This window comes from Ruegeria sp. CDSB117 (assembly GCF_059611005.1).
In genome coordinates, this window is record NZ_JBXWOS010000009.1 from 26,267 (window position 1) to 44,742 (window position 18,476).

General features: G+C 54.6%; 22 protein-coding genes. 16 read left to right on the forward strand and 6 right to left on the reverse strand.

Features of this window, described 5'->3' with window-relative positions; all coding sequences use genetic code 11:
- On the reverse strand, positions 1-600 hold the full coding sequence (locus tag AC2FJC_RS11695; RefSeq protein WP_496739649.1) for a hypothetical protein: 600 nt from the start codon (positions 598-600) through the stop codon (positions 1-3).
- A gap of 200 nt (positions 601-800) precedes the next feature.
- Between AC2FJC_RS11695 and AC2FJC_RS11700 the strand changes: the two genes are divergently transcribed.
- Both AC2FJC_RS11700 and AC2FJC_RS11705 read left to right on the forward strand, forming a co-directional pair.
- Positions 801-1,013 carry a helix-turn-helix domain-containing protein gene (locus AC2FJC_RS11700; protein ID WP_496739650.1) on the forward strand — a complete coding sequence of 71 codons (213 nt, stop codon included), beginning with the start codon at positions 801-803 and terminating at the stop codon, positions 1,011-1,013.
- Between the two features lie 2 nt (positions 1,014-1,015).
- The gene (locus AC2FJC_RS11705; protein ID WP_496739651.1) at positions 1,016-1,216 is read left to right on the forward strand and encodes a hypothetical protein; all 201 of its coding nucleotides are present in this window, start codon (positions 1,016-1,018) and stop codon (positions 1,214-1,216) included.
- 295 nt (positions 1,217-1,511) lie between these two features.
- Here AC2FJC_RS11705 and AC2FJC_RS11710 read toward each other — a convergent pair whose 3' ends face one another.
- The 4 genes from AC2FJC_RS11710 to AC2FJC_RS11725 form a co-directional block, all read right to left on the reverse strand.
- Entirely contained in the window at positions 1,512-1,838 is a 327-nt protein-coding gene (locus tag AC2FJC_RS11710; protein ID WP_496706887.1) for a hypothetical protein, read from the reverse strand.
- Between the two features lie 2 nt (positions 1,839-1,840).
- On the reverse strand, positions 1,841-2,485 hold the full coding sequence (locus tag AC2FJC_RS11715) for a hypothetical protein (RefSeq protein ID WP_496706889.1): 645 nt from the start codon (positions 2,483-2,485) through the stop codon (positions 1,841-1,843).
- Positions 2,486-2,910: 425 nt separating this feature from the next.
- Entirely contained in the window at positions 2,911-3,567 is a 657-nt protein-coding gene (locus tag AC2FJC_RS11720) for a hypothetical protein (RefSeq protein ID WP_496739652.1), read from the reverse strand.
- A 195-nt stretch (positions 3,568-3,762) separates the two neighbouring features.
- Positions 3,763-4,275, reverse strand: a complete 513-nt coding sequence (locus AC2FJC_RS11725; protein ID WP_496706892.1) for a DUF805 domain-containing protein — start codon at positions 4,273-4,275, stop codon at positions 3,763-3,765.
- Between the two features lie 206 nt (positions 4,276-4,481).
- On the opposite strand from AC2FJC_RS11725, the gene AC2FJC_RS11730 reads away from it, so the two are divergent.
- From AC2FJC_RS11730 to AC2FJC_RS11755, 6 genes are all read left to right on the forward strand, one after another.
- A complete protein-coding gene (locus AC2FJC_RS11730) occupies positions 4,482-5,249 on the forward strand; it encodes a DUF1835 domain-containing protein (protein WP_496706893.1) in 768 nt (255 codons plus the stop codon).
- 90 nt (positions 5,250-5,339) lie between these two features.
- Positions 5,340-5,804 (forward strand): SecDF P1 head subdomain-containing protein, encoded by a 465-nt coding sequence (locus AC2FJC_RS11735; RefSeq protein ID WP_496706894.1) that lies wholly within the window; start codon positions 5,340-5,342, stop codon positions 5,802-5,804.
- 65 nt (positions 5,805-5,869) lie between these two features.
- Positions 5,870-6,070 carry a DUF3955 domain-containing protein gene (locus AC2FJC_RS11740; RefSeq protein WP_496706895.1) on the forward strand — a complete coding sequence of 67 codons (201 nt, stop codon included), beginning with the start codon at positions 5,870-5,872 and terminating at the stop codon, positions 6,068-6,070.
- Positions 6,071-6,283: 213 nt separating this feature from the next.
- Positions 6,284-7,537 carry a serine hydrolase domain-containing protein gene (locus AC2FJC_RS11745; protein ID WP_496706897.1) on the forward strand — a complete coding sequence of 418 codons (1,254 nt, stop codon included), beginning with the start codon at positions 6,284-6,286 and terminating at the stop codon, positions 7,535-7,537.
- Positions 7,538-7,762: 225 nt separating this feature from the next.
- On the forward strand, positions 7,763-8,515 hold the full coding sequence (locus AC2FJC_RS11750) for a hypothetical protein (protein WP_496706898.1): 753 nt from the start codon (positions 7,763-7,765) through the stop codon (positions 8,513-8,515).
- Positions 8,516-8,743: 228 nt separating this feature from the next.
- Positions 8,744-11,755 carry an autotransporter family protein gene (locus AC2FJC_RS11755; protein ID WP_496706899.1) on the forward strand — a complete coding sequence of 1,004 codons (3,012 nt, stop codon included), beginning with the start codon at positions 8,744-8,746 and terminating at the stop codon, positions 11,753-11,755.
- A 299-nt stretch (positions 11,756-12,054) separates the two neighbouring features.
- On the opposite strand, the gene AC2FJC_RS11760 is transcribed toward AC2FJC_RS11755, so the two are convergent.
- Positions 12,055-12,339, reverse strand: coding sequence for a hypothetical protein (locus tag AC2FJC_RS11760; protein WP_496739653.1), 285 nt, complete (start codon positions 12,337-12,339; stop codon positions 12,055-12,057).
- Positions 12,340-12,505: 166 nt separating this feature from the next.
- Between AC2FJC_RS11760 and AC2FJC_RS11765 the strand changes: the two genes are divergently transcribed.
- The 8 genes from AC2FJC_RS11765 (at position 12,506) to AC2FJC_RS11800 (ending at position 18,475) form a co-directional block, all read left to right on the forward strand.
- On the forward strand, positions 12,506-12,832 hold the full coding sequence (locus tag AC2FJC_RS11765; RefSeq protein ID WP_496739654.1) for a hypothetical protein: 327 nt from the start codon (positions 12,506-12,508) through the stop codon (positions 12,830-12,832).
- 64 nt (positions 12,833-12,896) lie between these two features.
- The gene (locus tag AC2FJC_RS11770) at positions 12,897-13,475 is read left to right on the forward strand and encodes a lytic transglycosylase domain-containing protein (RefSeq protein ID WP_496739770.1); all 579 of its coding nucleotides are present in this window, start codon (positions 12,897-12,899) and stop codon (positions 13,473-13,475) included.
- Positions 13,475-13,765 (forward strand): TrbC/VirB2 family type IV secretion system protein, encoded by a 291-nt coding sequence (locus tag AC2FJC_RS11775; RefSeq protein ID WP_025060020.1) that lies wholly within the window; start codon positions 13,475-13,477, stop codon positions 13,763-13,765. Before AC2FJC_RS11770 ends, AC2FJC_RS11775 begins: the two co-directional genes overlap by 1 nt.
- A 7-nt stretch (positions 13,766-13,772) precedes the next feature.
- Positions 13,773-14,051, forward strand: coding sequence for a VirB3 family type IV secretion system protein (locus AC2FJC_RS11780; RefSeq protein ID WP_496739655.1), 279 nt, complete (start codon positions 13,773-13,775; stop codon positions 14,049-14,051).
- Positions 14,041-16,407 carry a VirB4 family type IV secretion/conjugal transfer ATPase gene (locus AC2FJC_RS11785; protein ID WP_496739656.1) on the forward strand — a complete coding sequence of 789 codons (2,367 nt, stop codon included), beginning with the start codon at positions 14,041-14,043 and terminating at the stop codon, positions 16,405-16,407. Before AC2FJC_RS11780 ends, AC2FJC_RS11785 begins: the two co-directional genes overlap by 11 nt.
- Positions 16,400-16,558 (forward strand): hypothetical protein, encoded by a 159-nt coding sequence (locus tag AC2FJC_RS11790; RefSeq protein ID WP_496739657.1) that lies wholly within the window; start codon positions 16,400-16,402, stop codon positions 16,556-16,558. The genes AC2FJC_RS11785 and AC2FJC_RS11790 overlap by 8 nt, the downstream gene beginning before the upstream one ends.
- Positions 16,551-17,699, forward strand: coding sequence for a lytic transglycosylase domain-containing protein (locus AC2FJC_RS11795; RefSeq protein WP_496739658.1), 1,149 nt, complete (start codon positions 16,551-16,553; stop codon positions 17,697-17,699). The genes AC2FJC_RS11790 and AC2FJC_RS11795 overlap by 8 nt, the downstream gene beginning before the upstream one ends.
- Complete coding sequence (locus AC2FJC_RS11800; protein WP_496739659.1) at positions 17,696-18,475, forward strand: type IV secretion system protein; 780 nt, start codon at positions 17,696-17,698, stop codon at positions 18,473-18,475. The genes AC2FJC_RS11795 and AC2FJC_RS11800 overlap by 4 nt, the downstream gene beginning before the upstream one ends.
- Position 18,476 lies beyond the last annotated feature (1 nt).

Genomic DNA, 18,476 nt, shown 5'->3' on the forward strand with positions numbered 1-18,476 from the left:
CTAATAGGCCACCCACTCATATCCGTGGTTGCCTTCGTGATCCTCCCATTCAACGCCGACGCCTCGTCGCCAATTCGATGACGAACAGCGTCGCGACGGCAAAACCCATTGCGGGGCAGCCGCTGGTGTCGTGCGTTGCCAGCCGAATTCGCCCTGCGTGCCGTAGGTCCCGAGGCGCATGTTGTAACTCTCAGAGCAATCATCGTCGCGGCCACGTTCGCGATGGCTGTAATGCCGAACGTCCCAGACACGGATCGAGCGCACGAAATCGAATTCCAAACCGCTAATGTCGATATCGGCACCACCTTCGACCACCTGCGCCAGAATGACGTGACCAAGAGTCTGGCCGATTTGGTTGCTGGCCTCCCAAGTTGTCGGGGCCGTGCTTTGCATAGGCGCGCGCTCCGCAACACCCATCGGACAACGCCAGATTTGCAGCGGTGGCTCAATCGGCCAAGGCGTGATCCGACGGATGAACACGGCACGGGCATGAGCACATTCTGCTGACGCGGGCCACCCACCAGCCAGGCAAAGCAGAATAGCGCAATCGACTTGATAGGCTTTCGCCGCCTGAGGAGCCACACTGGAAAGCAGAGACATTGCGACCCCAAAGAACCAATTCCTGATAAATCTGCACCACATTTCAATAACTGCCTTTTGACTACATTACTGTATTATTGAAAATGTAGCTCCAACATCGCCCTTCACACCATATACGAGAACATCATTTGTGATGCTCGCGCGTGTTTTGTGGAATATATTCCGTAGAGCAGTTCTTGTGATCTGGCCGAATACAGGCCATGAAATTACGGGAACAAGTAGGGTTAAATATCCGGAATCTAAGAAATTCCAGAGGGTTGAGCCAAGAACAATTAGCATTAGCTGCCGACCTGGATCGTAGCTACATCAGCGAGATCGAACTCGCGAAATTCTCAGCATCGATCGATGTTCTGGAGCGGATTGCCCTTGCTCTCGACATCGCTCCCAAGGAACTGTTTAACGAGAGGGGCTAGTTTTGCCCAAACTTGAGAGTGTTCGCACGACGGCCGAAGCCATCGGTCGCATTACGTGTATCAAGACTGGCGAAGAAATCGGTCTGCTGTATCAGTGGGATAACGGCGAGACGCAAGCAGCGCTATACGATGGCGGCCATCCTAAAACACCACACCGCTCAGATCATCCCGCTGAACCGGACCTTGGTGCAAAACGCAGCTAACGGCCGGAAAGAGCCCATTTTACCAATTTTCTGTGATGCAGCTAAAGTCCGCTTTCGGGATACGGTCAAAATTGCCGGGGAAATCACGGCCCCTAGCCGACATTACCGCCCCTCGGCAATGCGGCGGTGCGGCTCGCGGAAGGAGACGTTCGTGCACGGCGCAGCATTTCATTGGTGTAATCGTCGGTCAGTGGACTTTTCGAACTTTCGGCTCAAGTTTGCGGCGTCTTGAGTGGACAATAGAAGTTGGCCAGTCGCGCAATAGGACGGGGTTATTGGTCTGAGGCAGAGAGGCTTAGCGGTAGGGAATGCTGAAAAGTGTGAAGCTGTTTGTCTGTGTGACCATCTGTGCGCCCGTTTCGGCCATGAGGCTTTCCATAGAGGCGCTGCCGGTGGGGCACGCCACGAGATCGGCCGCATCATCCAGGAAGTCCGCTGTGAATGCACTTTCGCCGACAAGCTTGCAGTCATCTGCTGGCCCACGGTGGCCGCGGACGAAAACAAGGTCCGGATCAGGTTCGCTGATCGCGATTTCCGGTGCCGTTTCTATACACCCTGCCAAGCTGAGTGCCGCGGGAAGTATCCATAACCCGCAAATGATTTGCTTGCATCCGTTGAACATTTCTACTCCCACTCTGCTTCAGCGCTGCGCCAGGTTTTTTCCTCGGGGTCCCATACGCTTGCGACAAAACACTGCGTGGGGCCGATCCCATTGCATTGTGACCCGTGTACCTCTGCAACAAGCACCCGACTTGGGCCGATGGTCACCATTTCCCATCCCTGATTTAGAAGCGTGGCAACATTATCTTCGATGAGAAAATGGGACATGCACCCTCCCGTCCCACAATAGAGCGATGCAGCGCTTGAACATGCAAACCCAAAATCATTTAAGACCCAGTCGCTACGCAAGTCTCCGTTTAGATCGATCCTCTGTACACTTCCCCATTCCAGTGCAAATTCGCCGTTGTTTACTTCGGCGCACGCCATCTTAGCTTCATCGACTATTCGTTGAAGGGCTGGAGGCAATCTAGAGACATCTTGTGACCAAGCCGGCGTGGAAAAAGTCAGCGCGCTTATGAATAGAGCTTTTACCCAAGAAAATGGCCAGTTGCGCTGTTTGTAGCCAGAGACAAAAAACCATGAGATCATTGCACTTCCCTTACCTTTGCCCTCAGTCGCACCGTGGTATTTGCCCAAAGGTCTTTGCTGTTTCAATGTGTTTGTTGAAACAAACTCTGCAGCCCACAAGGTGTTTCGGGTCACGCCCACCGACGTGACCCTTTTCCTTAAGCGCTGCCCTCGTTTGTCAAAGACGTGATACCGGTGGTCGTTCCGTCGCTATAGGCAATGCACTCCCAGGGTGCTGCATCTGGGCCAACACCAACTGTAACCAAAGTTCCCGCTTCAGAAAACTCAGATGACAAAAGTCGCACTTGGCTATTGCCGGTCGACTGTGCAACCGCATTTAGACAAGCCTGGTCTGCCGGAGTAGGCGATGACGTCATAGAGCCAGTATCTTCCACGCATGCTGACAAAAAAGTGCCGAATATCACGCAGGAAGCCAGTTTAAATGTTGTGTTCATGTCTGTTACCTTTCTGGGTTTAATGAAGTCATTTTAGTAGAATGAATTAAAGGCGCGGCAAAAGAAATGAGACTGGCCAAACTTGAGCCCGGAAGACACCGAGCCCCTAAGTCAATTGCACTGGTTGTATTGGTAGTCTCCGTATTCGAGCCAGTTCTTGTTGCCATCTTTGAAGATGAGGAACTCAGACCGGTCCTCTCCCAACAACGCGACCACAAAACCTTGTGGCGGCTGTGCATTGCCAAAGTAGCTATAGGCCGTCATTGCACGCGTGGTGTCGCCGTTGACTGTCACGATAGCGTCCCATTCGCCCTGTGCTTTATCAAGGATCAGGTACTCGATCTGGCGTTTTACTTGGCCACCGCCGCAGTACACCACCCCCTCTGGGGCCTCCATGGTGTTGTTGCCTGCTTGGGGTGCAGAACCGCAAGAGGACCGCAGTGATCGAATAGCCTTGCCCGACCCTTTAAGGTCAAAAAGCCCATAGCTCACATCTTGATCCGCCATGGATAGATTGAGGACGGCGTTGGCTGCAATCTGATCCAGAATGAACTGGTAGTCAGCGGAGTCTTGGAACACAACTTCGACAGGATAGTTATCGACAATCCGCAGGGTGGCGTTCCCTTGACCCGCTTGGAAAGATCCGACTTCTGTCGAGCCATTTTTCATAAACCGAATTGAAAGGCTTTGCTTCCCGACGATATCTTCGCTGTCGGGATACCCGGCAGGTGCAAAGCGCAATCGGTCACATTGCAATTCCAGCGTCATGTCGCCGGTCTGAATAAACGCATTTGGGGTCTGGCCACCGCTAAATCCCCATTCAGCAAATGCAGGTGCAGCGGATATGCAAAACAGTAGACACCCAGAAAGGAAAGTGTTCTTCATTCTTAACTCCTAAAAATCCCCGATTTCTGGGGTGATAACCGTCATGCGGTGTAGAGGTAAAGGCGATTGATCACCCGCTTACGACTGTGCTCCATAAGCATTCGTGCCCTCTTGCGAAGGTCGAGAAAGCCACCAAATCATCAAGACCGAAAGGCCAAGTTGAATCGCGTACATGACCATCAAACCGGTTGCACCAAGAAAGGCTGCTGGTCCTCTCAAAGTCTCAGGGTCTTCAACGCCAGTTTCGAGCGCTGAAAAAACTGCAACCCCGGTCAGCAGCATGAACATCGTTGCGATACTGAAGGCCATTGGAAGGAGAAGATACCATCCAGGACGGCCTGTATCATGTAAACGACGCCATCCCGCAGCAAGCAAGGGTAGCAAGATCGCCAACTGGAAAACCGAATTCAGCAAGTTCGATCCCTGTCCTGTTTCCGGATCAGTGCCAAAAAGGACCGAACTGAGTACCGCCAACCCGACGCTGACCAGGACAACGAACAGAACAAACCACCAATACTCTGATCTCTGCGCGCGGCCCGAAAACACGACATACTTGGACAGGCAGGTCTTGACCGATTGCGTGAAACCCATTCTTAAACTCCTCGTTTTACTTTGGCAGCCCTATTTCTCACGTTATTAGAGTTACAATTAGGCTGTGGCGCGGCAAGCTTTTTGTTCAAATTAAAAATATTCAGACTGGGAAACCGCGCGGAAAGTGATTTACTTCAAGCAGCGTGTCCTCACGCCGGGACGTGTAGCCTGACAATCCAATCGTGTTTTAAAGTCAAAGGTAAACAATGATACAGCCCGCATACATACATCTGGTTTTGGGAGGAAGTGCGGGAGGGTGTCTGCGCGCGGCAGTTGCAACTTACGGCCTGACAGGGCACGTTCATGTGTTCGATGATGACCTGAGCCACGGGCCTTTGAACGACAAACAAGCGCGGGCGGCATATTTCGGAGCGCTTTTCCAAAACTATGGCCAGGTGCCTGAGGACCCGGTTCCTTCATTGGCCGATTTCGACAGCCTCTCAGTCCACTTGGCGCAGGATCTTGCGCCAGAAGTTTGCATTTGGGCCGGCGAGAATGCGTCGGAAAAGACCTTTCTCGGGATGGCTTGTTATAGTCTGCGCGATTTCAGAGGGCCGGTGATGCGCGTTGGCAAGACGGGTCTAAAGTCACTGCCCTATATTGGTCCGCAAACCCCGGCTTTACTGGCGAGCCTTTTTGATCAACGAGAAGCGGTAGACTCTATGACAAAAGCAGCGCTGTCTTCTGATTTTCTGCATCAGCGAGACAGCGGAGCGACACTGCGTAAATGGGAAGCAGGCAAGATCGCCGATGTTCCCGCGGATTACTATGACAGCCTGTTGTTGGCCTGTTGTTCAAAAGACTGGGTTTCTGCTGCACGTGTTGTCGGAACGGCGATGGGGCGTTGCGATGAAAACAACTTGTTGAATGATGTGTTTCTGTCCGGCAGGCTTCAGTACCTGATTGCTAAGGGGGCGGTTGAAGCATCCGGCCCTCAGGCAAGCTTGCGTGACTATGATGTGCGCCTTAGATAATGTTGCTGAACCTTGCCGCAATTCGCACCTCCAATGTGGCGAAGACTTATTGACTCTGGGGCAACTGAGAACCTTTTTGAGGGCCTGCGAATGACAAAGAATAATTTGATGATCGTCGCGGCGGCCATAGTGATTGGAGCTATGTCGTTCTGGGCTGGGCTCAATTTTCAGAAGGCACAATATAATGATGTGTGCCTTGATCTTGGCGGGGGGCAAAATCCCGGACAGCACCCTATTTGCGTCGTTGAACAGCAAAACGCAGCGCTTTGGCTGGGGCCGATCAGGGTCACTCAAAATGATGTTGTCGAACTAGAGATTCAACGCGGGGAGGATGGGCAGTCGCAGGTTCGACTTGAGTTGACACCTGAGATCGCAAGCCCTCTGGCTGCCTTCACAGAGCAATCTATTGGTAAGAATATGGACATTCGTATTGGTGGCCAATTGGTCAACTCTGTGCAAATCGCCGGTGCGATCCAGGGCACGAGCTTCATCTTGGCGTTGTCTAATGGACAGGCCGAAAAACTAAAATCACTACTCGATCGAAACACCAACTGATCGAAAGGTACCCCAATAGCGTAGCTGTCTCGTATCCAAAATTAATACAGATTGGAAAGTTCATCATGGATTCTAAACTTCGTATTTCAGGATTTATAGCTCTGGTTCTCGCCGGCTTGTCATGGTTGTCTGAGACAGCTTTTTATGGCGATGTAGATGCAAACGGTGTCCTGCAGGAGAGCTTTTTCCTTCCCCTGACTTTCATACTGGCTGCACTGGGATTGATTTTGATATTTGTTTCGCTTTTGGTTAAGCGGCGCAAATAGAATCTTCGTTGGTGTTCGACCGCCGACTTCGGGCCATCGTGACTTGGATGCCGACAAGCCAATCGTTCGCGCACGTGATTGTTGGATCTAAGGAGGCAAAAGCCGAGTTTTGTAACTCTCCTGCGAAAGCCGACTATGCGAGCATCGGCTTTGGTTGATATGCTTCCGGATAGGTCTGGGGCTTGATCTTGTTGCGAACGGAGGCCGCAAAGAATGTACATTCCACAGAATTCAGATGTAATTAAGAGTCTTTTTAGACGAGTTTGCCGATTTTTGGTTAGGCCATTTGGGGCGATCGCGCTGGCAACGACTTCATTGGTTGGATTGCCGGCTGTCGCTGCGGAATTCGGCACATGCGCGATAGAAACGAATGCGCCCGAAGCCGTCACAGAGGCCCTCGACGCACTGCTGTCTTCAGCGGTCGATTTGACTTCTCCCAATGGGTTGGCCTTTGGCACTGCACCCGGTGCCGTTCTCTCTGTGAGATCTACCGGTTGGCGTTATGCCAAGTCAGTGGGCCTAGCCGACCCGGATGCTTCGATTACCATTGACTGTCAAATGCCATTTCAAATTGGCAGCAACACGAAAATGATGACGGCAGCCGTGCTCCTCCAGTTGCAAGAAGAAGGGAAGCTATCGCTTGATGATCTGCTCTCAAGTCATCTGCCTGAAATTGCGCGGCAATTGCCGGAGGGCAATAGGATCACCTTGCGCCAACTCGCCCAGCACACCTCCGGTATCTTCAGCTATACAGACAACGCGCCCGACGGCACACCGGGCATCATGGAGGCCGGGTTGACTGATCCTGTCGCGCTTACAGCCGGTTTCAGTCCGCTAGAGCTTGTGCAGTTTGCGGTCGATCATGGCTCGCCGACCTTTGCACCCGGAACAGAAGATGCCTGGGCTTATAGCCATACGGGATACATCCTTATTGGACTCATTATTGAAAAAATCGAAGACAAACCACTCGCCGACATATTCGAAACTCGTATCTTTGCTCCGTTGGGCATGGGGGATACTTTCTTCTGGAACGACGTCCCGCTCCCCGAGTTTGGTTTGCCGCGAGCGTATCTCGAAGCTCCCTTTGACTATGAAACCTCGAAATGGAACATGTCCCAAGGTTGGGCTGCTGGCGCTGTAATTTCTACTATCGAGGACATGCACATCTTTATTGACGCGCTCGTAGGTGGTGAACTTTTCAACTCACCTCAAACACTGGCCGTGATGCAAGATACCTTGTGGGTTGGGAGTTTGACTGTGCCGCTTTACGGAATTGGACTTGTGGAAAAGACCACCGGTCTCTGGGGCCACGGCGGGCAAACACTGGGTTTCGAATCCGACATTGCGGCATTTCAGGACAGTGATGTATCCATCGTGGGATGGGCGTCGTCTTCTAGCAACATTATGGTTCTCGGCGCTGCGTCCGTAGCAGACGCTCTAAGTAAGTCAGATATTCAACCAAATTGAGAGCATCACACCTTCTAAATTGGACTGGCTTTAGGATTGAAATGGCCAAGCATTCACTTTGGGGACATTCGTGATAGCTGTCTAAATATTTTGCGCCCAAAGCGGCAGCAAGGCCAACCAAAACTCCGACGACAATGCATCATCAGATTCGGAAATGAGTGACTAATTTACCGGCGCTGTTTAGCATAATATCCGAGCTTTGGATGAAGATATGGAAGGTTTCACATGAAGTCTCTTCGACTACGACTGGCCGCCGGCATCGCGTTCTTTTTGGCGGCGGTTTGCGCAAACGCGTCAGGTCACCTCACTCTGGAGGGGGTGCAAGAAGGGCCCGGGGGCGAAATCGAGACGCTGACGGAAGGCCAGTTCTACATAGACGGTACTGCCTCCAGCGCCAGAGTGTTCACGTTCTCCAACGGAACTCGGTCTCTTCATTTTATTCCTATGATTCACCAAGCCGAGCCCGCGTTTTATGAGGCGGTGGCTGGCGAGGTGAAGCGTCTTAAAGCGCAGGGTAGCGACCTTTTCTATGAGTTCATCGACTTCGAAGCAGCGACCCTCGCAGACAAGCGTAGGATCAGGGCTATGTATGGTATCATTCCCACACCAGCATTTTATGCGCAGAATGCATCTGACGGCTTGATAGGGCAGGATAACGCGATGTTCTTGGGTTTTCCGGGTGGCAGAGACGTCAACGTCGATCTGACTCCGGCCGAGCTGGCAGACGCCTACGAGAATTTGGTTGGTCCGCTTGACATCAGTGACGAGAACCTCACCGTACCAATTGAGGAGTTCGTCATGCCAACTGCGGATGTCACGCAACTTACCAATGTCACAATCGATCAGAGAAACTGGCACTTAGCGAGGGCGATCAATGAAGCACAGAGTAGTGTCATAGTGCTTTACGGCGCGGCCCATGGCACGGGAACAATGAAAAATTTGATCGCTCTCGATCCAAGCTGGCGTCGCGAGAACTGAAAAAGTGACAGAACAACGGATTGGATGGTGTCATTTTTCAATTGACGGAGCCTAATAGTTGACGGAGCCTAATAGCTGAAAAAGCTGTGTAAGGTTGCAGCGGTTAATCCAAAAATGAATCGGTTTCGCAATTTTGTTGACCGGAAATAGGCAGCGTTATGACTCTGTGAATGTATACGATGTTATTTTGGAAATGTTTAAATCAAGTTGGGCGCAAAGGAACTTCAAATGGCTAGTAAACTCAGAACAGGTCTTTTGACCTCTTGCGCGCTTGCAACCATTCAACTCGTGGGCGCTTCAACGGCGTCGGCGCAGGGCTACTGCTCTGTCGCTTCCGAGCCAGGCTTGAGTTTGGGCTGCGCACGAACGCTTGTTGATGCAAGTCTTTTATTGGGGTTAAACCCCGCGAACCGCTTGATCAATCCAATAATTGGATCGCATGATGGGCTGGTTTTTGATTCCGACTGGATTGCAAATTCTGCGCGTGGGGGGCATCTGAGGTTTGCCGGCAACGTAAGTTTTACAAGGGGGCTTAATAGCAGTTGGGCGAATACCTATTTCGGCTCTGCGCGAACTGACGGCGGGAAAACAGCCTTAGAAATCACCGCGTATGATATACCAACAGAAAATACCGTCCCAAGCAATACAGTCGTTGAGTTGGAGTTTGACCGGCTTACCCTTGAAAATACTGCTGTAACGCTGAGAGATGGCGCAAGCGATGATGGAGCACACACGGGTCAAATTAGTTACCTGCTGATAGGGGATGGATCCGTTGGGCGCGGCGGCGTTTTGGCGCTGCGCAATGCCTCGCTGACGTTTGAGGACAGCACAGACTTGTTCATGGCAGCACCGCGTGGCGGCACGCCTGTCATTCGCGCTGAAACAGGCGACAACCTCCTCCAACTTGGCAATCAGTCAACGAACTTGAACCGTTTGTCGGTGGTGGTCGACGATGGCGCGAATCTAACATTCGATGGAACGGCAATCACGCCGCGCACCGAAGGGAATCTGACAGTTGGCTCAGGGGCAAACCTGGTAGTCGAAAAAAACTCCGTTTTAGGGCTGCTCAGTAACGTGGGCTCCGGCTTGCCACAGTCCACGGTGAATGGCGGCAATGTTACGGTGGATGGCTTGTCCTCCGAACTTCGCCTAACGGCACCCGTTTTCAACAACAGTACGGTTTCACTTGAAAATGGCGGTACACTGCGCATCGAGCAACGCAATGGCGTACGCAGCACCCTATCGTTTAGCGGCGACAGTACTTTGAACTTTGGAAGTGCGGAAGCGGCTGTATTGGGAGCCTCTGCCAACCCGCAAGCCGTGTTATTGGAAGTTGGCGCTGGCACGACGACAATAACCTCGACCGGTGCGAATAACCTGGGGCGCGGCCTGCAAGTCGACCAGGTATGGATTGACGGCGGCACTTTGGACACAACCGGCTATACGGTAAGAACAGACGTACCCGACGCATGGCTTGACCTCAGAGTTCAGAACGGTGGTACGTTTTACGACCGTTTCCAATTCTACAACAACCTCGACAGACTGATCGTTGACTCCGGTACACTGCGAACGCGTTCCAGTTTTGGCGACTTTGGGGTCGCCGATGGCATTGACGTTGCGCGATTTACGAACAGCACAATCGATCTGGTCTCAGCATCGCCGTTGGGCGCAGGAAGCGGCGGCGTGTCACCTGGATTGCAATCGGTGGTGTTGAATGCACAAAACCTTGAATTTGCAGGCACCAACCAAGTTTTGGTTGGCATCAGCCCTGCCGGAGAATGCATTGGCGGCGTTTGCGTCCCGGGAGTCATCACTTACGCTGGGGAGCTTGTTGCCAATGTTGGTGGATCGCCTACCTCACAACTGACAGGCTTCGATACAGTTTTTTTCATTCCTTTTGCCACTGATCCGACGGCAGTTTCCGCAGACTACATCACAGGGGGAAACAGCGGTATTTACACTGTTGCGAGGGCGGACAATAATCCGGACCTGACGTCCAATGTACAAGGTTTTGACGCGGCCCCGATGGCAGCAACGGCCACACAGCTTAGTGCCGCTGGCTCTGATCTGCCTGCAAATCTTGTCTATACCATTGTGAACAATCCGGTGGCTGATGACCGTGTGGACATTTCTTTTGTGGATATTGGTTTGCTGAATCACCCATTGATTGCCACGGGCACGACCAACACGATGAATTACGGAAATCTGGTTGTGAACAGCAACAAGACCTTGACGCATGCGGATCTACAGCAAGTTGAAACGCTTCACCCTGAAATCTACGCATCTTACATAACCGTGGCGTTGGAGCACAGCGACTTACGTCGTAATATGGTTTTGTCGAATGCCCGAGGAACGGGTGTAGCCGATGGACGAACCGAAGGCTTCACGGATGACGGTCGGCGCTTTTGGATTGATGCGGCAATTTCCGAGGGTACTGTGGATTCAGACGGTAATCTTGCTGGTTTCGGTTACAATCTGGGAGAAATTATTTTGGGCTCTGACCTGTGGAGTTCTGCGGAAGGGCGGATCGGCGCATATGTTGGCTATGGCACGTATTCTTTGGATGAACATACGTCCGCCTTTGCGTCGGATCTTTCATCCACCGCATTTCACCTCGGTGCATACGGTGCCTACGATGTTGACGACTGGTCGCTAACAGGGATGGCCGGTATGTCTTGGGCACAGACGGATGGCACACGCACAGCCATCACTGGGAGTGGCGCAAATACGCACAATGCAGATTATAGCAGCCGCACAATCGAAGCCGCCGTTCGTGCCGAATACAATGGTTGGCAACCATTAGGAGCATTTAGTTTCGCACCTGAATTTGGATTGGGCTATGCCCATTATAGTCAGGATGGTTTCACTGAAACTGGTGATGCATCTACAGCTCTAAAGGTTTACGATACTTCTGCAGAAAGCCTCGTCGCAAGTGTCGGGTTGAATTTTTCCGGGCCGGAGTTTGGCGGCGGACTTATCCCAATCGGATTTGCGCGCTACGAGCACGATTTCCTCGCTTCCTCACAAAGAACGCATGGTATCAACGCCGGCTTTGCCTCCACACCCGGAGTTTCCCAATCGTTCGTTGGCACACATCGCGGGCCGGATTCACTGTCCGTTGGCCTTGGTCTTCGGGCCGCACCCGGTAGTGCGTGGGACGTATCCGCCGGCCTTGTATACACAATCAACACTTATGGTGAAGAGTTCGGTGGAGGAATTAAGGTTAGCTGGAATTTTTAGGCAATATGGGATGCAGCTAACGTCGCCAATTTTACACAGCCACTTGAGCCTTAGCTAACACGTTTCACCGTGCCCAATTAGGCCAATTCACACGTTTCCCTAAGGCGCGAACACTCCAATTCGGACTTTGGTGCGTTCCGCAGCGTAGGTCTCCTTTTCGCCCACGGTGCTTTTTTCTGCAGGCGCAGTATTTCGAAAGCAGCCATTGACCTCGGCGATTTCTAGGTCGGTTTTGTCCGCCTTGGCGACCTTCGCCGCCGCTTTAGTGAACGACAGCTTTCTCTAGGTGAGGACGGGTATCATTTCCTCATGTCGTCCAGGAACTCCAGAACGCGCGCATAGTCTCCACTGACCTCGCGCGCTTGCTCGAAGACCTCTCGCCGCTGCCGATCCAGGCATCGGAAGTACTGCTCAACATCGATAAAATACATCTCCGCGTCGCGCTTCAACAGATCCGCGTAGGCCTGCACGTCATCGGCATTGGTCGGCATCCAGGGCGGCACAGGCGGCAGGCAACTGCCCGCGATCGAGGCTGACCCCCAACTCAAAACAGCCAGAGCCGCACATGTTTGTTTCAAAAGCACCATATTATCTTGGCTCAGCCACTCCGTTGCAGTAAATTCGTTTCAACGCATGAATGGCGCAACAAATCAAATTGCACCTATTGATTGCAAGATTATAATATTGTATCGGTTCGGTAGTCCATGAGGGACTGCCGGGCTAATGCACAATTCTGCAAGGCTCGATCCTATGAATTTGATGCAAGACGCCCCCAATGTTGTCAGTGAAGACGGGCTGCGCACGCTGCTTGCCGAGGGTCATTCGGCGGATGTTGTGTGCCGGGTTACGCCCAAACGTACAGGTGCTCAGTGGTCCGGAGTTTGGACCGTGCATTGCGTCTCGCCAGATGGCGAGACGCGTCGCCTGCTCGTCACTGCACGCAACAACATGGCTGCCCGAGAGTTCAAGACAATCAACGGCTTATCCAGCTTCCTTGCGGGGCTTGGCGCTTCAATCATTTCTATCCCCATGTTTGAGGGCAAAGCCGCCTCTCACAAACTGGACGTCGCGGGCTAAACCACTTGCCGCCCTCGCAGCATTCCTTGCTGCGCCCGCCTATTCTGAAGGCTTCGTGCTTTCCATGCGGGCCGATGGCCAGCTGGAGACCAAAACACCCCAATCAGGTTTTGCCCAAACCTATGTCGACGGGATTGGTGCAAACCTGCCAGAGCTGATCGTTTTTGCAGCGCCTGAGCCTGATGCTTCGCCTCCTGCACCCGCCCGAGCAGTTCCCCGCCCTGAAATCCTCGCAGCTCTTGAAAGCACCGCGCATCGCTATGGCGGACACCCGGCATTGCGCCGCGCCGGTCTATCTGTGTCTGAATGGCGCGCGCTTTTCCAAGCCAATATCGAGATCGAAAGCGCCTATCGCCCGAATGCGCGCAGCTCTGCAGGAGCAATCGGGCTTGGACAATTGATGCCCGCAACGGCCGCGCAGCTCGGCGTAGATCCGCATAATTGGCAGGCCAACCTGGATGGTTCTGCGCGATACCTCCTGATGATGCTGGCGCGCTTTGGCACGCCTGAGCTTGCGCTTGCCGCCTATAACGCGGGGCCAGACGCGGTCGCGCGCTACGGCGGCATTCCTCCCTACCAAGAAACCCAAAATCACGTGCGCCGCGTCATGGCCGTGCGTGATCGACTGACTGGAGCCTCCTGATGCACATTCAATTCCGCACGATCCTGTCGCTGGCTCTGGCCAGTTTGATGATTGCCAACCCGGCCTTTGCGCAGAGCATCGACCTTTCGCCGGTGCAGAACCTGCTGCAAGGCATTGTCGATACAATCACCGGTCCGTTGGGCATTGTGATCGGCACCTTGGCTTTGATCGGTGTATTCCTATCCTGGCTCTTTGGCATTCTGGATTTCCGCCAAGCACTTTGGGTGCTTGTTGCGATTGCAGGCATCGCAGCTGCGCCGACCATCGTGACCGCGATCTGGGGCGCGTAAATTCGGCATGGCAACGCAAACCCGCCTCTTCCTCGGCCTGATCCGTCCGCCAAAGCTCATCGGCTTGCCGATCATGTATGCCATGGTGTGGCTCTTCGGGTTTGTGTTGCTGTTTCTCTGGGTTCAGAGCTGGCCGGTGATCATCATCGCCGCTCTCGCCTATCCTGCGTTGTGGAAAGCGGCTGACTGGGATCCGGCCTTTCTTGAGGTGATGGTCACCGCTTTGCAGGAAACGCCCCCTACGCCGAACCGCACGATCCATTCGGGGGACAGCTATGCTCCGTGATCCTTCGGATGATCTTGCCATGATGCCAGGGTGGGCGCGTAAAGAGCGGCCGATGGCCAGCATGCTGCCCTATGTCAGCCTCGTGAATGACGTGACGATCCGTACGCGCGGCAATGCCCTGTTCCAATGCATCCGCCTCGATGGCGTCAACAGCATGACCTGCGACGACGCCCATTTGGAGAAGATCCGCGCGCTCTTTGCTGCGATCATTGCGCAGATTGGGCCAGAATATAGCTTCTACGTGCATAAGGTGTCGAAGGCCATCGAGACCACGCTGCCGCCGGTGCCCGAGGAAGGATTTGCGCAAGCGCTGGACACCCGTTGGCAGACAGCCATGGCACGGGCGGGGCTGCGGGACAAAACGCTCACGCTGACAGTGCTGAAACGTCCTCCCATGAGCGCGCGGCTGCGCCTGAAGCGCACGGATTCGATCGCACAGCTGAAAGACCAGACAGCCAAACAGTTGCGCAAGCTCGAGGAGGTCGTCGGGTTTCTCAGATCGTCGTTCTCTGAGATGAACCCACGCTCTCTTGGGGCCGAAAATGGCGAGCTACTCGGGTTCCTCGGGGCGCTCAACATCGGCCAAGAGCGACCGCTCTTCGCAAAATCGCGATTTGGCGTCATTGCCGAAGATGTGGCCAACACCCGCGTCACGTTTCAGGGGCGAGGCTTTTTGCTCGACGATGGGACGGCGGGCAAGCGGTTTGGTACGAGCTTTGCGATCAAGACCTACCCGGCCAAAACCAACTGCACTATGTTCGATGAGCTGAACCTGCCCGTCGACATGGTCGTCACGCATTCTTTCACGCCGATCAACAGCAACATCATGGCCAGCCGGATCAAGCGCCAACAGCGTCTGATGAAGGCCAGTAATGATGGGGCCATCTCATTGGCCGAAGAACTGGTCGACGCGCTCGACGATCTGGAATCCAAGCGGCTCAGCTTTGGCGATCATCACATGACGGTCACGGTCTTCGCCGAGACTGAGGAAAAGCTGGATGCAATCGCTGCCGAGGTGCGCAACATCGCGGCCAGTGAAGGTGTCAATCTGGTAAACGAGAGTTTCGCCGCCCGAACCCATTATTTCGCGCAGCATCCGGGCAATGGGCAGATGCGCAGCCGCAAGGCCGCTATAACCAACACGAACTTTGCTGACCTCGCCGCGCTTCATCGCGGTCAACTGGGCAAACCTGGCCACCAAGTGCCTTGGGGCAAACCAATCTCCCTGTTCCCGACGCCTGAACGTTCGGGCTTCCTGTTCAACTATCATGAAACGGGTCAGCCGGACAAAGAACCGACAGGCGGGCACACCTTGATCCTCGGCCGCCCAGGCTCTGGCAAGTCAGTGCTGTCGGCCTTCATCATGACCCAAGCCCGACGCTGTGAGGCACGCGTCTTTGTTTTCGACTATCGCGCGGGCATGGAAATGGCGGTACGAGCCAATGGCGGGCGCTACAGCGCCATCAAGGCGGGCGAAGCAACTGGTCTCAACCCGCTGCGCACGGAAATCGATGGGCGCGGTCAAGCCTGGCTGTCTGATTGGCTGGCCACGCTGCTGCATCGCTCTGACAAGCCTCTAAGCCCGGTCCAGATCAATCGCATTCAAGAGGTGGTTCGCCAAAACGCCGGGGCCAGTGAGGCCGCCCTGCGCAACTGGCAGGATCTGGCCTCCCTCTTTGTGGCCGGGGCGGATGAAGGGGATCTGTTCGAGCGGATCCAGGAATGGACCGCAGACGGCCGATATGGCTGGATCTTCGGGCAGAGCGCTGAAGACACCTTCTCGCTCGACGGTGATGTCGTGGGCTTTGACCTGACCGGCATTCTCGACAGCGAAAGCGAGAAAGAACGCATGGCGGTCCTGTCCTATCTGTTTCGGCGGGTGGAACGCGTGATTGAAGATCGCAAGCCGACGCTGATTATCATCGATGAAGCGTGGAAAGCGCTCGACAATCCGTATTTCGCGGATCGCCTTAGCAACTGGCTTGTCACCGCGCGCAAACAGAATGCCGTCGTTGTGATGATGACCCAATACGCAAGCCAGCTCGAGAAAACCCGCACCGGCAAAACGATTATCGAGGCGGTCCCGGCGCAGCTTTTGCTTCCCAACATTCGTGCCTCCGCCAGCGATTACACGATGCTGGGTCTCGCTGAAAAAGAGCTGAGCGTTCTGCTCGGCACGGGCAGTAACTCTCGCCTAGCGCTGGTGCGCGACGATCAAGGCTCGGTGGTGATCGACGCCGATCTCAGCGCCCTTGGCCCCTACCTCACGATCCTTGGCGGCATGGAAAAAGGCGAAGCGCTGGTCGGCGCGGATTATCGCAAAAACCCCGATTTTTGGAGACAGATTGATGCGTAGACTTTTCGTGCTGACCCTCGCCCTTTTGACCCTGACAGCCTGCGCGGAATACCGACCGTCAGAAGCGGAATGCTTCAATTCGTTCGCTGAGGTCAGCCGCAGCAACTGCAATTTCGAGCTGCTTGGCCCGATTGGCGGTCTCAGTGAGTAAGCACCACCTGCATATCTTTGTGGGCTTGGTCTGTTTCAGCGCGCCGTTGGCCTATGCTCAAGGTGTGCCCACATTTGATGCGGGCATGTTCTTGCAACGCGAGCGCGTTCTGCAGCAGCGGAAACAAGATCTGGCGCTTCAGCGGGATCGGCTGACCAGAGAGGAAGAGCTTGAAGAGCTCGAGCAAGAACAACTCCAGGCGCTGGATGATATCCTCGATGCCGCAACGCTTGCCAGCGGCAATTCAGGCGCGCTGGTCGCGAGTTTGGAGGCAGGATCATCACCTGAAAGCGCAGCAGAGACGCTTTACGGTCCGGTCGACCCAAACCCCGGCGCAGTCCAGATGTTCGGCGACGCCTCCGGCTCCATCGAAGAGCTGATCATCCGCGCCGCCCAAGAAACGCACAATATGTCCGGCGTGCGCGCGGCGGGCCTGTCGCCCAAGCAATGGCGCTGCCTTTTGCAGGCCCTGATCTGGCAAGAAAGCCGCTTCACAATCGGAGCGCGCTCCCCTGTCGGTGCATTCGGCCTGACCCAGATCATGCCCGGCACGGCGCAGGACCTCGGGATTTATCCAGCCTATTACGAAAACCCCTACATCCAGGTCACTGGTGGCGCGCGCTATCTAGCGCAGATGCTGGCCATGTTTGACGGCAACATCATTCACGGTCTGGCGGCCTACAATGCCGGTCCTGGCAACGTGCAGCGGTACGGCGGCGTGCCGCCCTTTGCCGAGACCCAGCACTACGTTCAGGTCATCCCCGAGCGCTACAATCTCTACCTCGCGCGTGTCGGTGGCGTCGATGCGCTCGGCACCATCGATCCCGTTCTGCTTGCCAACTCCACCATGAGCCTCACCTCTTTTGGCGCGGGGGTTTACGGTGACTATTCCATGGTCTCCGTGCGCGCAGCTGCCCTGCGCGTACAAAATATCATCACCCGTATTGGCGAGACCGATGACATTCATGCCGCGATGTCGCTCAACACCTATGCGCGGGCCGAACTCGCTCGCCTGATCGCGATCCGGACCCGCCTCAAGGCCGCCCATACCCGTCCACTAAGTGCGGCCGAACTGGTCATGGCCGCCGCTCAAGCCCACGAACAAGATTTCATGCAATTCGATCTGGAGGCACTCCGATGATCCGCTTTCTTTCAGCCATAGCCACTTGCGCGTTGTTGTTCGCGTCATCCGTATCTGCCCAAGGCGTTCCAACGATCGACACCCGCAACATTGCGCAGGAAATTCGCCAACTGCAGCAGATGCTGGAGGATTTCGGGATCCAAACTGACCAGCTCGACACGCTTCTCGAACAACTCGACCTGGTTCAGCAGCAACTCGACACACTCAATGAGACCTACGCAGCCCTGACCGGCGCGACGGATATCATCGAAATGGCCATGGGCGGCGACCTTGACGGCCTGCTCGATCAGGAATTCGGCGATCTCCTTGGCACCATCCGGCAAATCCAAAGCGGTGACTTCAGTAGCCTGATCGGCAATGCGGCCCCACAGATGGAAGGCCGCATGACGCAAGCCCTGGAAGATGCAGGCTTTGATCAAGATACCCTTTCCGACATGGCCAGCAGCGGCAATCCGGGGGCTGAGCGCATTGCTAGCCAGGCGGGCACCGGGGCGGTGATGTCGGCAGCAGCCGAGAACAGCTATGACGAGGCCGCGCAATCCCTTGAACGGGTCGAGCAGCTGGTTTCACTGATCCCGGACATGGAAACGCTCAAGGAAGCCGTCGATCATAACACCCGGGTCACGGCCGAACTGGCCATTGCCATGACCCGCATGTGGGAGCTCGAAGCTATTCAGACCGTCGGTGCGGGCCAGTCCGGCGTGGTGGATGCTGCCACGCTAGCTGAAGAGCGCCGCTACATGGACTTCACCCTGCCAGACCTGCGTGCGGACTGAA